The following is a 15495-nucleotide window of genomic DNA, read 5'->3' as shown; positions in this document are numbered from 1 at the left end:
GGGGCGGGCCGACGCCGGGGGCCGCGTCGGACGGCCCCCTGGCGGCCGAGGGCCTAGCTCAGGTGAGGTCGAGCGCCCGGTCCATGTACTTCACGACCTCGTTGAAGACGTCCTCCGCGAGGATGTCGCCCTCGCGGCGCACGTCGTCCGGGTCGACGCGGATGACGCGGTTGATCCGCACCTCCGAGTCGCGGCCCGTGCCGTCCCAGGCGCCCTTGCCGACATCCATCCAGATCCGGCCCGCGCGCACCTCCTGCAGCATGTCGCGGTCGTGGTCCTGGCTCGTGAGCTGCAGCCCGAGCAGCCAGGGACCGTCCTTGCCCACGAGCAGCACCGGGCGGTCCTTGCCCTGGCTGTGGTCCTCCTCGTACGGCACCCAGGTCCAGACGACCTCGCCGGGGTCCGGGTCACCGTCCAGCTCAGGGTTGTAGATCGGGTGGACCTCACCCTCGAAGTCGCCGGGATAGCTGTTGTCTGATGCGAAGGTCACGCCCGAAACCGTACCGGAACGGGTTAACCGCCCATCAGGGGCTTAACGGTCGGAATCAGTGGGCGCACGCCCGAGCGAACTCGGCCAGCTCGGCCGCCATCGGCTCCGGCTCCCAGCTGTGCATCGCTCCCGGCAGCTCCTTCACCGTGCCCTTCGGCACCGCAGCCACGATGCTCGCGGCCGCGACCGGCATCTCGGGGAAGGTCTCGACCCCGTACATGGCGAGCACCGGGACCGCGAGGTCGAGCGTGCCGTCCTCCAGCGCACGCTGGGCCCAGGCGAGCGACTGCGCGTCGGCGCGGTAGGCGGCGACGGTGCGGGCCATCTCGGACCACGCCGGGGAGGCCTCCATCTCGGCGAGCCACTCGGGCGGCATGTCCTTCATGTAGTGCCGCATCGCGTTCTCGTGGTCGTCGGCGTCGAGCAGACGCTCGATCTCGTCGGCCCACGCCTGCGTCGTCTGAGCGGGGTCGCCCAGGGGCGCCTCCCAGAGGGCGAGGCCGGTGACCGGCAGCCCTGCCGCGGCGGCACGGAGGCTGAGCGCGCAGCCCGACGAGTGCCCGACCAGCACCGCGGAACCGCCCGCGACCTCGATCATCGCGGCGACCGCTGCCAGCTCACGGTCGAGGTCGAGGCGGCCCTCCGCCGGGCTCTCCCCGCGGCCGAGCCGGTCGAACGTGACGGCGGTGAGCCCGGCGTCGGCCACGCGCTGGGCGGTCTCGGCGGTGACCGGGTCGTCGGCGCGGTCGGGCCCGGCGCCCGTCACGAAGACGACGGCCGGTCCGGTGCCGCCGCGCAGGTCGTAGGCGACGCGGTCGCCCTGGCTGGTGGTCGCGTGATCAGTCATACCGGTCTGACGCCGTGGCGTCCGGCAACTCATCGCTCCGGCTCGCCCCCGAGCCGACGGGCGAAAAGCGCTCGCCCGGGCGGACGCGACGGTGTCACGGTGTGCGCATGAGCCTGCACGACGACGAGGTCGCCTCCACCCCCGAGCTTGTCCGTCGGCTGGTCGGCGAGCAGTTCCCGCGGTGGGCGGACCTGCCGGTGACGCAGGGGCCTGCGGGCGGCACGGACCACCACCTCTTCCGCCTCGGGGACGAGCTGCTGGTCCGCATGCCGAAGATCGGCTGGGCACAGCACCAGGCGGGCTCCGACGCGCGCTGGCTCCCGCACCTGGCGCCGCACCTGCCGCTCCGGCTCCCCGTGCCCGAGGCGGTCGGCGAGCCGGGGCAGGGTTTCCCGTTCCGCTGGTCCGTCACGCCCTGGCTCGACGGCGCGCCGCCGGCGGTCGGCGAGCTCGGCCCGGCCGCCGCCCGGCAGCTCGGCGAGTTCGTCGCGGCCCTGCGCGCGGTGAGCACCGAGGGCGCTCCGGTCAAGGAGGGCACCTCGCGCGGCGTCCCGCTCGCACGGCTCGACGGGGACGTGCGCGCCGCCATCGCCGAGTCCGGCACCCGCATCGACGGCAGTGCCGTGACGAAGGCGTGGGACCGGGCGCTGGCCGCGCGTCCGGCGTCGGACCGGCACTGGATCCATGGCGACCTGCTGCCCGGCAACCTCCTGGCCGACGGCGGGCGGCTGACCGCCGTCATCGACTGGGGCGGGGTGGGCGTGGGCGATCCCGCCGCCGACCTGATCCCCGCCTGGACCCAGTTCACAGGCGCCGAGCGCGCGGCGTTCCGGACGTCCGCCCTCGACGGGCTGACCGATCCGGAGGACGCCTGGGAGCGCGGGCGGGGCTGGGTCCTGGTCCAGGCGGTGATCGCGCTGCCGTACTACTGGGACCGCTGGCCCGCGTTCGCGCGCGGGAGCCAGGAGCGGATCGCCGCGGTGCTCGCGGACTGACGGCGCGGTCCGCGAAGCGACACCGAGCCGAAACACTCCCGGAACCGGTACGTCCCACCCGTCGTCCTACAGTTCGGACATGACAGACCTGTTCGACGGATATCCCCTCCAGCAGGCCTTCGACGAGATGCTGGACCGCGACGGCATGCTGCGGTCCTGCTACGAGCAGGTGCACGGCCGGCTCACCCGCCTGACCGCCGACGAGGTGGCGTCGCGCGCCGACGCGCTCGCGCGGTCCTACCTGGCCCAGGGCGTCACCTTCGACTTCGCGGGGGAGGAGCGACCCTTCCCGCTGGACGTGGTACCCCGCGTCATCGAGCAGGACGACTGGACGGACATCGCGCTCGGCGTCCAGCAGCGCGTTCGGGCCCTCGAGGCGTTCCTCGACGACGTCTACGGACCGCAGCAGGCGGTCAAGGACGGTGTCGTGCCGCAGCGGCTCATCCAGTCGAGCTCGGACTTCCAGCGGGTCGCCGCGAGCATCCGCCCGGCCGGCGGCGTCCGCTGCCACGTGAGCGGCATCGACCTGATTCGCGACGAGGCGGGCCGGTACCGCGTCCTCGAGGACAACGTCCGCGTCCCGTCGGGCGTGAGCTACGTGGTGAGCAACCGCCGGGCCATGGTCCGCACGTTCCCCGAGCTGTTCAGCCGGCTGCGGGTGCAGCCGGTCGTCGACTACCCGCAGCGGTTGCTCGCCGCCCTGGTGGCCAGCGCTCCCGACGGCGTCCCGGACCCGACGGTCGTCGTGCTCACCCCGGGCGTCTACAACTCCGCGTACTTCGAGCACAGCCTGCTCGCCCGGCTCCTCGGGGTGGAGCTCGTCGAGGGGCGCGACCTGTACACGAAGGGCGGCCGGGTCTACATGCGGACCACCGAGGGGTCGCGCCGCGTCGACGTCATCTACCGGCGGGTGGACGACGAGTGGATCGACCCTGTCGAGTTCCGCGGCGACTCCATGCTCGGCGTGCCCGGGCTGGTGAACGCCGCGCGGCTCGGGAACGTCACGCTCGCGAACGCGCTCGGCAACGGCGTGGCCGACGACAAGCTCGTCTACACCTACGTGCCCGACCTGATCCGCTACTACCTCGCCGAGGAGCCCGTGCTCGCGAACGTCGACACGTGGCGGCTCGAGGAGCCCGACGCCCGCGCCGAGGTGCTCGACCGCATCGACGAGCTGGTGGTCAAGCCCGTTGACGGCTCGGGCGGCAAGGGCATAGTGGTGGGGCCGAAGGCGACGCGCGCCGAGATCGACGCCGTGCGGTCCCGGATCGTCGAGGACCCGCGCGGCTGGATCGCGCAGCCCGTCGTGCAGCTCTCGACCGGGCCGACGTTCGTCGACGGCGCCTTCCGGCCCCGCCACCTCGACCTGCGTCCGTTCGCCGTGAACGACGGCTCCGACGTGTGGGTGCTGCCCGGCGGGCTCACCCGGGTCGCGCTCCCGGAGGGGCAGCTCGTCGTGAACTCGTCCCAGGGCGGCGGGTCCAAGGACACCTGGGTGCTGGAGGACGGTGCGGGACCCCGGCAGACGGTGCCGGCCCCGGTCGAGGGGCGGCGGTCGAGCGCCCGGCCCTCGGAGCCGACGTCGGGCGTGCCCCGCGCGACCAACCCGGACGACGCGGCCACGAACCAGCAGCAACAGCAACAGCAACAGGCCTCGGGCCCGACCAGCGCAGCCGGAGGTGTCGCGTGCTGAGCCGGATCGCGGAGTCGTTGTTCTGGATCGGCCGGTACGTCGAGCGTGCCGACGACACGGCACGCATCCTCGACGTGCACGTCCAGGCGCTCTCGGAGGATCCATGGGCCGACGAGGTCACCGCCTGCCGCTCCCTGCTGGCGATCATGGACCATCCCGCGCGGCCGGACGACGGCGAGGTGAACCGCGACACCGTGCTCCGCCTCCTGGCGCACGACCGGGAGAACCCGTCGTCGATCGCAGGGTCGCTGCTCGCGGCGCGGGAGAACGCCCGCCGGGCGCGCGAGATCGTCTCGACCGACCTGTGGGAGTGCCTCAACACGACCCGCAACACCCTGCCGTCGCACGCCCGCCGGGGACCGCACGAGTTCTTCTCCTGGGTGCGGGAGCGGGCCGCCGTCGTGGCGGGGCTCATGGAGTCGGCGACGCCGCGCGACTCGACCTGGCACTTCATGGTGCTGGGCCAGGCGATCGAGCGGGCCGACATGACGGCGCGCCTGATCACCACCCAGGCCCGGCTCGGTACAGGCGGGCCTGGGTGGAACACCCTGTTGCGGTCTTGCGGCGCGTACGAGGCATACCTGCGGACGTACCGCGGCAGGGCGTCCGACGCCGACGCCGCGGGCTTCCTCATCCTCGACCGCCTGTTCCCGCGGTCGATCGTCTACGCGCTGCACGCCGCAGAGCGGGCCCTGCGCGAGCTGGAGCCGGTGGAGGGCAGGCACGCGGTGTCGGACGACGCCCGCCGCGCGCTCGGCATCATGCGTTCCGAGCTGGAGTTCGCCCGGCTGGGCGACCTGCTCACCGACCTGCCGGACACGATGGAGCGTGTGCAGGTGGCGTGCACCCGGGCCAGCGGCGCGATCAAGCACCGGTACTTTCCGGCGGTGGCCACGACGGCCTGGGTGGAGGAGGCGCTGTGACGCTGCTGAAGGTGGTCCACACGACCCTGTTCGACTACGCATCGCCGGTCACGGACTCGTACAACCAGACGCGCATGCGCCCCGTCCAGGACGCGCGCCAGACCGTACGCTCGGCGACCCTCGCGATGTCGCCCACCACGTGGTCCTCCGACCACACCGACTACTGGGGCACGAGCGTCACGACGTTCGAGATCCTGCGGCCGCACACCCAGCTCAGGATCGTCGCCGAGGCTCTCGTCGAGGCCTCCGGGTACTCCGCCGACGGGCGCCCCGCCGGCGACGTACCCGGGTGGCGGGACCTGGCGAGCGAGGCCGTGCTGGACGCGCAGTCGGCCTTCCTCGCGGAGTCGCCGGTCACGACGCCGCCGTCGGACCTCGCGGCGGTCGCCCTGGAGGCCGCGGGCGGGCTGGACCCCTACCGGGCCGCGGAGGCGATCTGCCTCGCCGTGCGGGACCGGCTCGAGTACGTGCCGGGCGTGACCACCGTGCACACGCCGGCGGTCGAGGCATGGGAGGCGCGCAAGGGCGTGTGCCAGGACATGGCGCACCTCGCGCTGGGTGCCCTGCGCTCGGTGGGCATCCCCGCGCGGTACGTCTCCGGCTACGTGCACCCCGAGCCCGACGCCGGTATGGGCGAGCAGGTGCGCGGCGAGTCGCACGCCTGGGTCGAGTGGTGGACGGGTGAGTGGGTGGGCTACGACCCCACCAACCGGGTCTTCGTCGGCGGCGACCACGTGGTGGTCGGGCGCGGGCGGGAGTACGGCGACGTGCCTCCGTTCAAGGGTGTCTACGCGGGCGCCGCCTCGTCGACGCTCGCGGTGACGGTGGACATCACGCGGCTCGGGTGACTGATTCGCGCGGAGTGGGCTTCTCACACGGTGCGGGCCGGTACACGGGCTGGCATGATCCGCTGACATAGAGCGCGCGCGTTGCTACCGTGATCCCATGACCACGCTGCCCGACTGGATGAGTCCTCCACGTCCGGAGGGCTGGTTTGCCGAGGACCTCGACTCCTTGCCGGACGCTCCGCGCCACACGGAACTGATCGACGGAGCACTTGTCTTCATGATGTCCCCCCAGCGGCACTGGCACCGACGCGTCATCAACCGGCTCGACTCGACCCTCGGTGAGCAGGCGCCCGAAGGCGTAGTCATCGACAGTGAGATGACCATCCGCCTCGACGACCGCAACCGTCCGGAACCGGACGTCATCGCGTCGACCGCTTCGGTGGGCCCGAATGCCACGTGGTACGAGGTTGCGGACGTGGTGCTGGCGGTCGAGGTGGTCTCACCGGAGTCCGAGCATCGCGACATGACTGTGAAGCCGCACAAGTACGCGGCGGCGGGCATCAAGCATTTCTGGCGGATCGAGGACGAGGACGGCAACGCGTCGACGGTCGTGCACGTCTACGAGCTCGACGACATGACGCGGACGTATGCCCCGGTCGGCATCTTCCGCGAGATCCTCAAGGTCGACCGCCCGTTCCCCATCGAGCTGGACGTTCAGGCGCTCTACTCCTGAGTCGGCCGAGGGTCGGCCCGGGCTACGGCACGACCGGCTGCGCCAGCGCCGCCTCGAAGCCTTCCCGGTCACCCTCGACGACCAGCCCGGCTTCCCTCGGCGTGAGCCGGCGCCACAGCATGAGCGCGAGCCCGGCGGCCGGCCCGGAGACGACGGCGTGGATCGCCTCCTCCTCCGCGCGCTCGCCGGGAGCGCCGAGCACCCAGGTGCGCGCGCCGTCGACGTCGGTCGCCACGAGGGCGACCGGGTGCCGCAGCGGTGCCATGCGGCCGAGGCCCACCTGGCGTGGCTGGAGCACGGTGACGACCTCGTCGACGGTGTCCGCCCAGACCTCGGGCTCGGCCCCGACCAGGCCGACCGACCCCGCCCCGGCACGCGCCGCGAGCAGGTCGTGCAGGTGCACGAGCGTCTCGTGGGTCTGCCGCCGGTGCCAGAACCGCACCGGGCCAGGACCCATGGGCGTGGGATGGGTGAGCACCCGGCCGATCGAGTCGGGGTCGATCTCGGCGAAGGCCTCGCGCAGGGTCGTGGCCTGGGCCGAGTAGTGCGGTGCCAGGTCGAACGGTCCCTCGCCGAGGGCCGGGCCCTCGACCCCGCGGACGTGGCCGGCGGCCCAGTGGTGGACCTCGGCGAGGTGCTCCACGAGCCCGCGGACGGTCCAGTCCCCGCAGGCGGGGACCCGTGCCTCGGCGTCGGCGTCCGGCACCGCGGCGAGGAAGCTGCCCTGGAACCGGGTCAGCAGGGCGAGGTGGTCGAGGCTCATGTGCCGAAAGGTACCGCCCGCCCGCGACACCCTGGCGTACAGGACGGACGCTGGGACGGCCGCTCAGGATCGCCGCTCAGGATGACTACCGCAGCGCGCCGTGGAACTGTAGGGGCACGTCCGTCGTTCTTCCACGCGATGCCCTTCGGCATCCGGCCGGAGACCTCGGGCCGCTACCGAACCGCACCACCTCTCGTGAAGGATCATGGACGCCGACAGTCATAGTCCCCGCCCAGCCGTACGCCGCAGTTCCGCAGGGCGGAGGTGGTGGCGTTGAGCTGGGTGATCTCGCTCCTGCTGGGCGTCGTGGTGATCCTCGCGATCACCGCCGTGACGGGCTACTTCGTCGCGCAGGAGTTCGCGTACATGGCGGTCGACCGGGCACGTCTGGCGGCCCGCGCGGAGGCCGGCGACGCCGGGGCGCGGCGCGCGCTCGGCGTGACCAGGCGTACCAGCTTCATGCTCTCCGGTGCGCAGCTCGGCATCACGGTCACCGGCCTGCTGGTCGGCTACGTCGCCGAGCCGCTGGTCGGTGAGGCGCTGGGCGTCGCGCTCGGCGGCGTCGGTGTGCCGACCGGCGTCGGCGTCGCGGTGGGCACCGTCCTGGCGCTCGTGCTCTCGACGCTCGTGCAGATGCTGTTCGGCGAGCTCGTCCCGAAGAACCTGGCGATCGCGCGGCCCGAACCGGTCGCGCTGTGGCTCGCGCGCTCCACCACCGTCTACCTCGCGGTCTTCGGCTGGCTGATCAGGGTGTTCGACGCCGCGTCGAACGCGCTGCTGCGCCTGCTCCGCATCGAGCCGGTGCACGACGTCGAGCACTCGGCGACGGTCCGCGACCTCGAGCACATCGTCGCCGACTCCCGTGCCAGCGGCGACCTGCCCGGCGACCTTTCGGTGCTGCTGGACCGCATCCTCGACTTCCCCCGCCAGGACGTCGAGCACGCCATGATCCCGCGGGCGCGGGTCGGTGTCGTGCACACGGGCGACACGCTCGCGGCGGTGCGCGAGCTGATGGCTCGCGGGCACTCCCGCTACCCGGTGCTCGACGACGACGGCGAGGTGGTCGGCGTCGTGCACCTGGCGGACCTGCTGTCCGCGGGGCCCGCGGCGGCGACCGTCGCCGACCTCCAGCGCCCGGCCCTCGTGCTGCCCACCGCGATGGCGCTGCCGGACGCCCTCGGGGAGCTCTCGGCCACGCGCAACCAGATGGCGTGCGTCGTCGACGAGTACGGCGGCTTCGCCGGCGTGCTCACCGTCGAGGACCTCGCGGAGGAGCTGGTCGGCGAGATCACCGACGAGCACGACGACGAGATCGACCCCGTGACCGCGGCGTCGGACGGGGTGTGGGTCATGGCAGGCGACGTCCACCTCGACGAGGTCGAGCGGTCCGTCGGGCGCGACCTGCCCGAGGGTGACCACGAGACCATCGCCGGGCTGGCGATCGCCGTCCACGGCTCGCTGCCCGCGGCGGGCTCCGTCGTCGACGTCGCGCTGCCCGCCGCTCCCGCCGACCTGGTGGCGGCCGAACCGCACCCGGACGAGGTGCTCCGGATCGAGGTGCTCGAGGTGGAGCGGCACGTGCCGTCCCGCGTCCGGGTCACCGTCGAGGACGCACCGGCGGTCGCCGAGAACGTCGGGACCACGAGCGAGGAGGCCCGATGAGCAACCCATGGGTGGTGGTGGCCGCCACCGTCGTCATCATCGCGCTGAGCGCGTTCTTCGTCGCGGTGGAGTTCGCGCTCCTCGCGGCCAAGCGGCACCGGCTGGAGGACGCCGCGCCCACCAGCCGCTCTGCACGCGCCGCGCTGCGCAGCGCGAACGAGCTGACGCTGCTGCTCGCGGGCTCCCAGCTCGGGATCACGGTCTGCACCCTGGCCCTCGGCGCGATCACCAAGCCGGCGGTGCACCACTGGCTGACACCGGTGTTCGAGACGTGGGGTGCGCCGCTCTGGGCCGCCGACGTCGCGGGCTTCGTGCTGGCCCTGGTCATCGTCACGTTCCTGCACCTGGTGGTGGGGGAGATGGCGCCGAAGTCGTGGGCCATCGCCCACCCCGAGGCCAGCGCCACGATGCTCGCGCTCCCGATGCGGGCCTTCATGGTCGTGACCCGGCCGGTGCTCGTGGCGCTCAACGGCGCCGCGAACTGGTGCCTGCGGCGCGTGGGCGTCGAGCCCGCGGACCAGGTGGCGTCCGGGCAGGGCCCGGAGGACCTGCGGCACCTCGTGGAGCACTCGGTGAGCGTCGGGGCGCTCGACGTCGCCTACTCCGACCAGCTCTCCGGAGCGCTGGACCTGCGCCGGCTCACGGTCGAGGACCTGCTTGCGGCGCCGACGACCCCTGCGGCGGTCCGCCACGGCGCGACGGCCGCCGACGTGCAGGAGGCGTCCCGCGCGTCCGGCCACCTGCGGATCCTCGTGCAGGAGCCCGGCCGCCTGCCGGACGGCGTCGTGCACGTGCGCGACACGCTCCTGCTGGCCGACGACGCGCCCGTCGCGGACGTCACCCGGCCGGTCTTCGAGCTGGCGGCCGACCTGCCGCTGCACAGCGCCCTGACGAGCATGCGGGAGACCGGCAACCTGCTCGCGATAGTGGCCCGGCCGGACGGCCCAGCGGCGGACTACGGCGTGGTCACCCTCGCCGACGTCCTCCGCCGCCTCCTCCCCCGCACGACATCAACCCGCCCCACCTGATCCGCCACCGCTGAGTGCGGGGTATTTGCGCCGATTCACGGGTCTCGAGCGCAAATAGCCCGCACTCAGCGAGAAGCGAGGGAGGTGGGTGGGGCGTGGGAGAATGGCGGTTGGTCCTCCCACCCACGACGACGACGGAGCGAGAACGCTTTGCCCATCCCCGGTCCTGCGCTCACGGCGCGCCTCCAGCCGAACGCCACAGCGCCCGAGCTGATCCGCAACTTCTGCATCATCGCGCACATCGACCACGGCAAGTCGACGCTGGCCGACCGCATGCTGCAGCTGACCGGCGTGGTCCAGTCGCGCGACATGCGCGCCCAGTACCTCGACCGCATGGACATCGAGCGCGAGCGTGGCATCACCATCAAGTCGCAGGCCGTGCGGATGCCCTGGGCGGTCGCCGACGAGGCGGGTGTGCTCACGCCCCACGCGCTGAACATGATCGACACCCCCGGGCACGTCGACTTCACGTACGAGGTCTCCCGCTCGCTGGCCGCGTGCGAGGGCGCCGTGCTGCTCGTCGACGCCGCCCAGGGGATCGAGGCGCAGACCCTGGCCAACCTGTACCTGGCCATGGAGAACGAGCTCGAGATCATCCCGGTCCTGAACAAGATCGACCTCCCGGCGGCGCAGCCGGAGAAGTACGGCGAGGAGCTGGCGAAGCTGGTGGGCTGCGAGCCGGAGGACGTCCTCCAGGTCAGCGGCAAGACCGGCGTCGGCGTCGAGGCGCTGCTCGACCGCATCGTGCAGAGCGTCCCTGCCCCGACCGGCGACCCGGACGCCCCGGCCCGCGCCATGATCTTCGACTCCGTCTACGACACCTACCGCGGCGTCGTGACCTACGTGCGCGTGATCGACGGCGACCTGAACCCGCGCGAGAAGATCGCGATGATGTCGACGAAGGCCACGCACGAGCTCCTCGAGATCGGCGTCAGCTCGCCCGAGCCGCACGCGACCAAGGGTCTCGGCGTCGGGGAGGTGGGCTACCTGATCACGGGCGTGAAGGACGTGCGCCAGTCCAAGGTCGGCGACACCGTGACCAACGCGGCCAAGCCCGCCACCGTCGCGCTCGCCGGTTACAGCGACCCCAAGCCCATGGTGTTCTCGGGCCTGTACCCGATCGACGGCTCCGACTACCCGATCCTGCGCGACGCGCTGGACAAGCTCAAGCTCAGCGACGCCGCGCTCAACTACGAGCCCGAGACGTCGGTGGCGCTTGGCTTCGGCTTCCGCGTGGGCTTCCTCGGCCTGCTGCACCTCGAGATCGTGCGCGAACGCCTCGAGCGCGAGTTCAACCTCGAGCTGATCTCCACCGCCCCGAACGTCATCTACGAGGTGACGCTGGAGGACAACACGAAGGTCGTGGTGACCAACCCGTCGGAGTTCCCGGGGGGCAAGATCAAGGAGGTTCGCGAGCCCGTCGTCAAGGCCACGATCCTCACCCCCAGCGAGTTCGTCGGCGCGGTCATGGAGCTCTCGCAGTCCAAGCGCGGCGAGCTGCAGGGCATGGACTACCTGTCCGAGGAGCGTGTGGAGCTGCGCTACCACCTGCCGCTCGGCGAGATCGTCTTCGACTTCTTCGACCAGCTCAAGTCCAAGACCCGCGGTTATGCGTCCCTCGACTACGACACGTCCGGTGACCAGGTCGCCGACCTCGTGAAGGTCGACATCCTGCTCCAGGGTGAGCACGTCGACGCGTTCAGCTCCATCGCGCACCGCGACAAGGCGTACTCGTACGGCGTCATGATGACCGCCAAGCTCAAGGAGCTCATCCCGCGCCAGCAGTTCGAGGTGCCGATCCAGGCCGCCATCGGCGCGCGCGTGATCGCCCGCGAGACCATCCGCGCCATGCGCAAGGACGTGCTCGCCAAGTGCTACGGCGGTGACATCAGCCGTAAGCGCAAGCTGCTGGAGAAGCAGAAGGAGGGCAAGAAGCGCATGAAGAACATCGGCTCGGTCGAGGTGCCGAAGGAGGCGTTCATCGCCGCGCTGTCCTCCGACTCGGACGCCCCGAAGGACAAGAAGAAGTAGGTGCCCGCTCTTCCCTCCGGCATCCCGGTGCCCGACGACGGCGCGCTGCCCGCCTGGGCAGCGCCGCCGGCGGTCGAGCCAGCGCGGGCCCGGCCGTTCGGCGTCTACGTGCACGTCCCGTTCTGCACGGTGCGCTGCGGCTACTGCGACTTCAACACCTACACCGCGTCCGAGCTGGGCGGCGGCGCCAACCAGGCGCAGTACGCCTCGACGGCGCTGCTGGAGGTGGACCTCGCCGCGAAGGTCCTGTCCGACGCCGGCCGCGCGCCCGCCGCGGTCTCCACGGTGTTCTTCGGGGGCGGTACGCCCACGATGCTTCCGGCGGAGGACCTCGCCAGGGTGCTCGACGGCATCAGGGGCACCTGGGGCCTGGCCGCCGCGGCCGAGGTGACCACCGAGGCCAACCCGGACTCCGTCACACCCGAGTCGCTGCAGGTCCTGGCCGACGCCGGGTTCACCAGGGTCTCCTTCGGGATGCAGTCGGCGGTGCCGCACGTGCTGGCGACGCTCGAGCGCACCCACGACCCGCTGCGCATCCCCGACGTCGTGCGGTGGGCGCGCGACGCCGGACTGGACGTGTCCCTCGATCTCATCTACGGCACGCCCGGCGAGTCCCTCGACGACTGGCGCACGAGCGTGGAGACGGCGCTGGCGACCGGCGTCGACCATGTCTCCGCGTACGCGCTGGTGGTGGAGCCCGGCACGAAGATGGCCGCCCAGGTGCGCCGCGGCGAGGTGGAGCTGCCGTCGGACGACGACCAGGCCGCCAAGTACGAGCTGGCCGACGACCTGCTCACGCAGGCGGGCCTGCGCTGGTACGAGGTGTCGAACTGGGCGCGGGCCGGGCACGAGTGCCTGCACAACATCGGGTACTGGCGCGGCGACGACTGGTGGGGCATCGGCCCGGGTGCGCACAGCTATGTGTCGGCTCCGACGCCGGTGGCCGACGGCGCGGGAGCTCCCGCCGGCGTCCGCTGGTGGAACGTGAAGCATCCCCGTGCCTACGCCACGCGGCTCGAGGCCGGACGGAGCCCCGGCGCGGGGCGTGAGCTGCTCACGAGCGCGGAGGCGCACCTGGAGCGGGTGATGCTCGGCGTACGGCTGCGCGAGGGTCTCGACCTCGGGGTGCTGTCCGACGCCGGCCGCACCGCGGTGGCGGGTCTGGTGGCGCGCGAGCTGCTCGACGGACGGGCGGCGGTCGGCGCCGGAGGCGGCCCGGCGCGTGCGGTGCTGACCCGTCGCGGACGCCTGCTCGCCGACGCCGTTGTACGGGACCTCACCGCCTGAAACCACTGGCCGCGCGTGGCGTCGGAGGGCCGCAGGGTTTGTTTGCACGGCGGGCGAAATCGCCGATATCTTGTGCCGACTCATACCGATACGAAGCGGCACCAGCACGCCTGACGAGGGGTACGCGCATGAGCAACACCTACGGCGGCTGGAACCCACAGGATCCGGACCGTCGGCAGAACCCTGATCCCCGGCGACCGCAGCCTCCGCAGGTCCCGCAGCAGGCTCAGCCCTCGCAGCAGGGGCAGCCGCAGCAGCCTCAGCCGTTCGACCCCTACGGCCCGCGTGATCCGTACGGCCGCCCCGCCAACCCGTACGGCAGGCCCGACTACCAGCCGCTGCGGCGGCCGGGCCAGCAAGATCCGCAGCCGGGTGACCGGGGCAGCTTCCAGGACGGTCAGGGGGCTCCGCAGTTCCAGCGGCCCGCGCCGCAGCGGTACCAGGAGCCTCCGGCCCAGCCCGGTCTCCCGCAGTACCCGCCGGACCCCGGGGCGGGACGCCGGCCGGACGTGGACGAGCCCGCGACGATCGGCAGAGCCTGGCGCTGGGCCTGGAGCGCGTTCGGCGCGAGCTGGGGCGTCTGGGTGCTGATGAGCCTGCTGACCGGCCTGGCGCAGGTCGCGGTGCTCCTCGCGTTCAGCCCGTCCACGATGGACGCCCTGACGCACTCGACCGATCCGGCGGCGGTCGACGCCGCACTGGCCGCCGGCCGGACGCTCGAGGCAAGAGGGCTGGCCGCGGCCGGCACCGCGGTGGGCTTCCTGCTGCAGGCGCTCCTGTACGCCGGCGCCCTCGCGGCGACGCGCACCCGCAAGGTCCGCCTCCGCGACTTCTTCGTGCTCCGCGGCTTCGGCGGGCTCGTGGGGTACGCGGTGGTCGCCGGAGCGCTCGGGTTCGCCGGCACGGCGGTGCCGATGGTCGGCGTGCTGGTGCAGGTCGTGGTCACGTTCGTCCTGGTCCCGGTGCCCTTCCTGCTGCTGGGCGGTGTGGGCTTCGGCAAGGCGCTGGCTCGCGGGATCGGCCTGGTGCTCTCGCACATCGGGACCGTCATCGGCGTCCTCGGGATCTTCGCCGGGCTGGTGATCGCCTCCATCCCCACGTGCGGGATCGGCCTCGTCGTCGTGGTCCCCGCGATGCTGCTCCTGGGGGCATATCTGGTCCAGCGCTGGACCGGGGAGACCGTCCAGGGCTGACCACCCGGTAACAACTCGGCAGTTGCACATGCGCAAATGCGGAGAAGAGGTGAAGGTGGGGCTGGATCACTGACCAGCCAAGGGGACCACATGAGTGAGAACACGCCGCAGAACCCGTACGAGCCGAACGCGGGTGCCACCCCGCCACCGTCGGACGGCCCGACCCCGCCGTCGTCCGGGGCCGTGCCGCCGAACCCTGCCGGTGCGACGCCGCCGCCGTCGGGCCCGGTACAGCCGCCCGCCTACGGCGGGGCGAGCCAGCCGCCTGCCTATGGCGGGCCGGCCGTGCCGTACGGGACGCAGCCGGCGAGCCCGTTCCAGGTCGGGGAGGCGTTGCGCTTCGCGTGGGACCGGTTCAAGGGGAACTGGCTGTTCTGGGTGCTGTTCGTCCTGCTCCTGCTTGTCGTGTTCGGCATCTTCAACGGGAGCTCGATCGCCGAGTACAGCGACCGGGCGAACGATGCGGCGCAGGCCCAGCTCTCGACCGGTGTAGGCATGGGAATGGGGATCGGGACGGGCGTGAGCTTCGGCAGCACGTCGCTCGGGCTCCTCGGCTCCCTGGTCCTGTCGGTGCTCAGCGCCCTTGGTATCAACGCGGGGCTGCGTGAGGTCTCCGGCGAGAAGGCGACCTGGGGCAACCTCTTCAAGATCAACAGCTACGGCATGGTCATCCTCACCGCGCTCCTGCTGCTGGTTGCCAACTTCGTCGGCCTGCTCCTGTGCGGCCTCGGCGCCATCGCCCTGGCGATCTTCGCGCCGTTCACCTACCACCACGTGGTCGACAAGGGCCTGGGTGCCTGGACGGCCCTGACGTCGTCGTTCCGCCTGGTGGGGAAGAACTTCGGCGCGGTGTTTCTGCTCGAGCTCGCGCTGCTCGGCATCAACATCCTGGGCTCGATCCCGTGCGGGCTGGGCCTGTTCATCACGCTTCCGCTGTCGATCGTCGCGATGGCCTTCGCGTTCCGCCGGCTCACCGGCGGCCCGGTCGCGGCCGGGCCCGTCGCGGCCTGACAAGAATGACCATGCACTTGCTGCCAGGATCCGAGTGATCCTGGCAGCAGG

The 15495-nt window shown here is 72.1% G+C and carries 14 protein-coding genes; 11 read left to right on the top strand and 3 right to left on the bottom strand.

What is annotated here, in order from left to right; all coding sequences use genetic code 11:
* Positions 1-58: 58 nt before the first annotated feature.
* Together ACFWE2_RS18610 and ACFWE2_RS18605 are read right to left on the bottom strand one after the other, a co-directional pair.
* Entirely contained in the window at positions 59-490 is a 432-nt protein-coding gene (locus ACFWE2_RS18610; RefSeq protein ID WP_377225706.1) for a type II toxin-antitoxin system PemK/MazF family toxin, read from the bottom strand.
* A 55-nt stretch (positions 491-545) separates the two neighbouring features.
* On the bottom strand, positions 546-1337 hold the full coding sequence (locus ACFWE2_RS18605; protein WP_377225705.1) for an alpha/beta fold hydrolase: 792 nt from the start codon (positions 1335-1337) through the stop codon (positions 546-548).
* A gap of 107 nt (positions 1338-1444) precedes the next feature.
* Between ACFWE2_RS18605 and ACFWE2_RS18600 the strand changes: the two genes are divergently transcribed.
* The 5 genes from ACFWE2_RS18600 to ACFWE2_RS18580 all read left to right on the top strand — a co-directional run bounded on the left by ACFWE2_RS18600 (position 1445) and on the right by ACFWE2_RS18580 (position 6469).
* Positions 1445-2332: an aminoglycoside phosphotransferase family protein gene (locus ACFWE2_RS18600; protein WP_377225704.1), complete on the top strand. Its 888-nt coding sequence runs from the start codon at positions 1445-1447 to the stop codon at positions 2330-2332.
* A 79-nt stretch (positions 2333-2411) separates the two neighbouring features.
* Positions 2412-4025: a circularly permuted type 2 ATP-grasp protein gene (locus ACFWE2_RS18595; RefSeq protein ID WP_377225703.1), complete on the top strand. Its 1614-nt coding sequence runs from the start codon at positions 2412-2414 to the stop codon at positions 4023-4025.
* Positions 4019-4948, top strand: coding sequence for an alpha-E domain-containing protein (locus tag ACFWE2_RS18590; RefSeq protein ID WP_377225702.1), 930 nt, complete (start codon positions 4019-4021; stop codon positions 4946-4948). The genes ACFWE2_RS18595 and ACFWE2_RS18590 overlap by 7 nt, the downstream gene beginning before the upstream one ends.
* Positions 4945-5796 (top strand): transglutaminase domain-containing protein, encoded by an 852-nt coding sequence (locus tag ACFWE2_RS18585; RefSeq protein WP_377225701.1) that lies wholly within the window; start codon positions 4945-4947, stop codon positions 5794-5796. Before ACFWE2_RS18590 ends, ACFWE2_RS18585 begins: the two co-directional genes overlap by 4 nt.
* A 97-nt stretch (positions 5797-5893) precedes the next feature.
* Positions 5894-6469: a Uma2 family endonuclease gene (locus ACFWE2_RS18580; protein ID WP_377225700.1), complete on the top strand. Its 576-nt coding sequence runs from the start codon at positions 5894-5896 to the stop codon at positions 6467-6469.
* Between the two features lie 22 nt (positions 6470-6491).
* On the opposite strand, the gene ACFWE2_RS18575 is transcribed toward ACFWE2_RS18580, so the two are convergent.
* Positions 6492-7232: a maleylpyruvate isomerase N-terminal domain-containing protein gene (locus ACFWE2_RS18575; protein ID WP_377225699.1), complete on the bottom strand. Its 741-nt coding sequence runs from the start codon at positions 7230-7232 to the stop codon at positions 6492-6494.
* Positions 7233-7505: 273 nt separating this feature from the next.
* On the opposite strand from ACFWE2_RS18575, the gene ACFWE2_RS18570 reads away from it, so the two are divergent.
* The 6 genes from ACFWE2_RS18570 (at position 7506) to ACFWE2_RS18545 (ending at position 15444) form a co-directional block, all read left to right on the top strand.
* Positions 7506-8894, top strand: a complete 1389-nt coding sequence (locus ACFWE2_RS18570; protein WP_377225698.1) for a hemolysin family protein — start codon at positions 7506-7508, stop codon at positions 8892-8894.
* Positions 8891-9922, top strand: coding sequence for a CNNM domain-containing protein (locus ACFWE2_RS18565; RefSeq protein ID WP_377225697.1), 1032 nt, complete (start codon positions 8891-8893; stop codon positions 9920-9922). The genes ACFWE2_RS18570 and ACFWE2_RS18565 overlap by 4 nt, the downstream gene beginning before the upstream one ends.
* A 150-nt stretch (positions 9923-10072) precedes the next feature.
* The gene (gene lepA / locus ACFWE2_RS18560) at positions 10073-11953 is read left to right on the top strand and encodes a translation elongation factor 4 (RefSeq protein ID WP_377225696.1); all 1881 of its coding nucleotides are present in this window, start codon (positions 10073-10075) and stop codon (positions 11951-11953) included.
* Complete coding sequence (gene hemW, locus ACFWE2_RS18555; RefSeq protein ID WP_377225695.1) at positions 11954-13240, top strand: radical SAM family heme chaperone HemW; 1287 nt, start codon at positions 11954-11956, stop codon at positions 13238-13240.
* A 128-nt stretch (positions 13241-13368) separates the two neighbouring features.
* Complete coding sequence (locus ACFWE2_RS18550) at positions 13369-14433, top strand: hypothetical protein (protein ID WP_377225694.1); 1065 nt, start codon at positions 13369-13371, stop codon at positions 14431-14433.
* Positions 14434-14523: 90 nt separating this feature from the next.
* Positions 14524-15444 carry a hypothetical protein gene (locus ACFWE2_RS18545; RefSeq protein WP_377225693.1) on the top strand — a complete coding sequence of 307 codons (921 nt, stop codon included), beginning with the start codon at positions 14524-14526 and terminating at the stop codon, positions 15442-15444.
* The last annotated feature ends 51 nt before the right edge of the window (positions 15445-15495 follow it).

The organism is Promicromonospora sp. NPDC060271, assembly GCF_042726755.1.
In the GTDB taxonomy this organism is placed as follows: Bacteria; Actinomycetota; Actinomycetes; order Actinomycetales; family Cellulomonadaceae; genus Promicromonospora.
This window is presented reverse-complemented; position numbering and strand designations above follow the sequence as displayed.

Coding starts and splice junctions, on each gene's coding strand:
- ACFWE2_RS18605 (WP_377225705.1), bottom strand. CDS start 1,337: ATGACTGATCACGCGACCACCAGCCAGGGCGACCGCGTCGCCTACGAC.
- ACFWE2_RS18595 (WP_377225703.1), top strand. CDS start 2,412: ATGACAGACCTGTTCGACGGATATCCCCTCCAGCAGGCCTTCGACGAG.
- ACFWE2_RS18565 (WP_377225697.1), top strand. CDS start 8,891: ATGAGCAACCCATGGGTGGTGGTGGCCGCCACCGTCGTCATCATCGCG.
- ACFWE2_RS18600 (WP_377225704.1), top strand. CDS start 1,445: ATGAGCCTGCACGACGACGAGGTCGCCTCCACCCCCGAGCTTGTCCGT.
- ACFWE2_RS18550 (WP_377225694.1), top strand. CDS start 13,369: ATGAGCAACACCTACGGCGGCTGGAACCCACAGGATCCGGACCGTCGG.
- ACFWE2_RS18580 (WP_377225700.1), top strand. CDS start 5,894: ATGACCACGCTGCCCGACTGGATGAGTCCTCCACGTCCGGAGGGCTGG.
- ACFWE2_RS18575 (WP_377225699.1), bottom strand. CDS start 7,232: ATGAGCCTCGACCACCTCGCCCTGCTGACCCGGTTCCAGGGCAGCTTC.
- ACFWE2_RS18545 (WP_377225693.1), top strand. CDS start 14,524: ATGAGTGAGAACACGCCGCAGAACCCGTACGAGCCGAACGCGGGTGCC.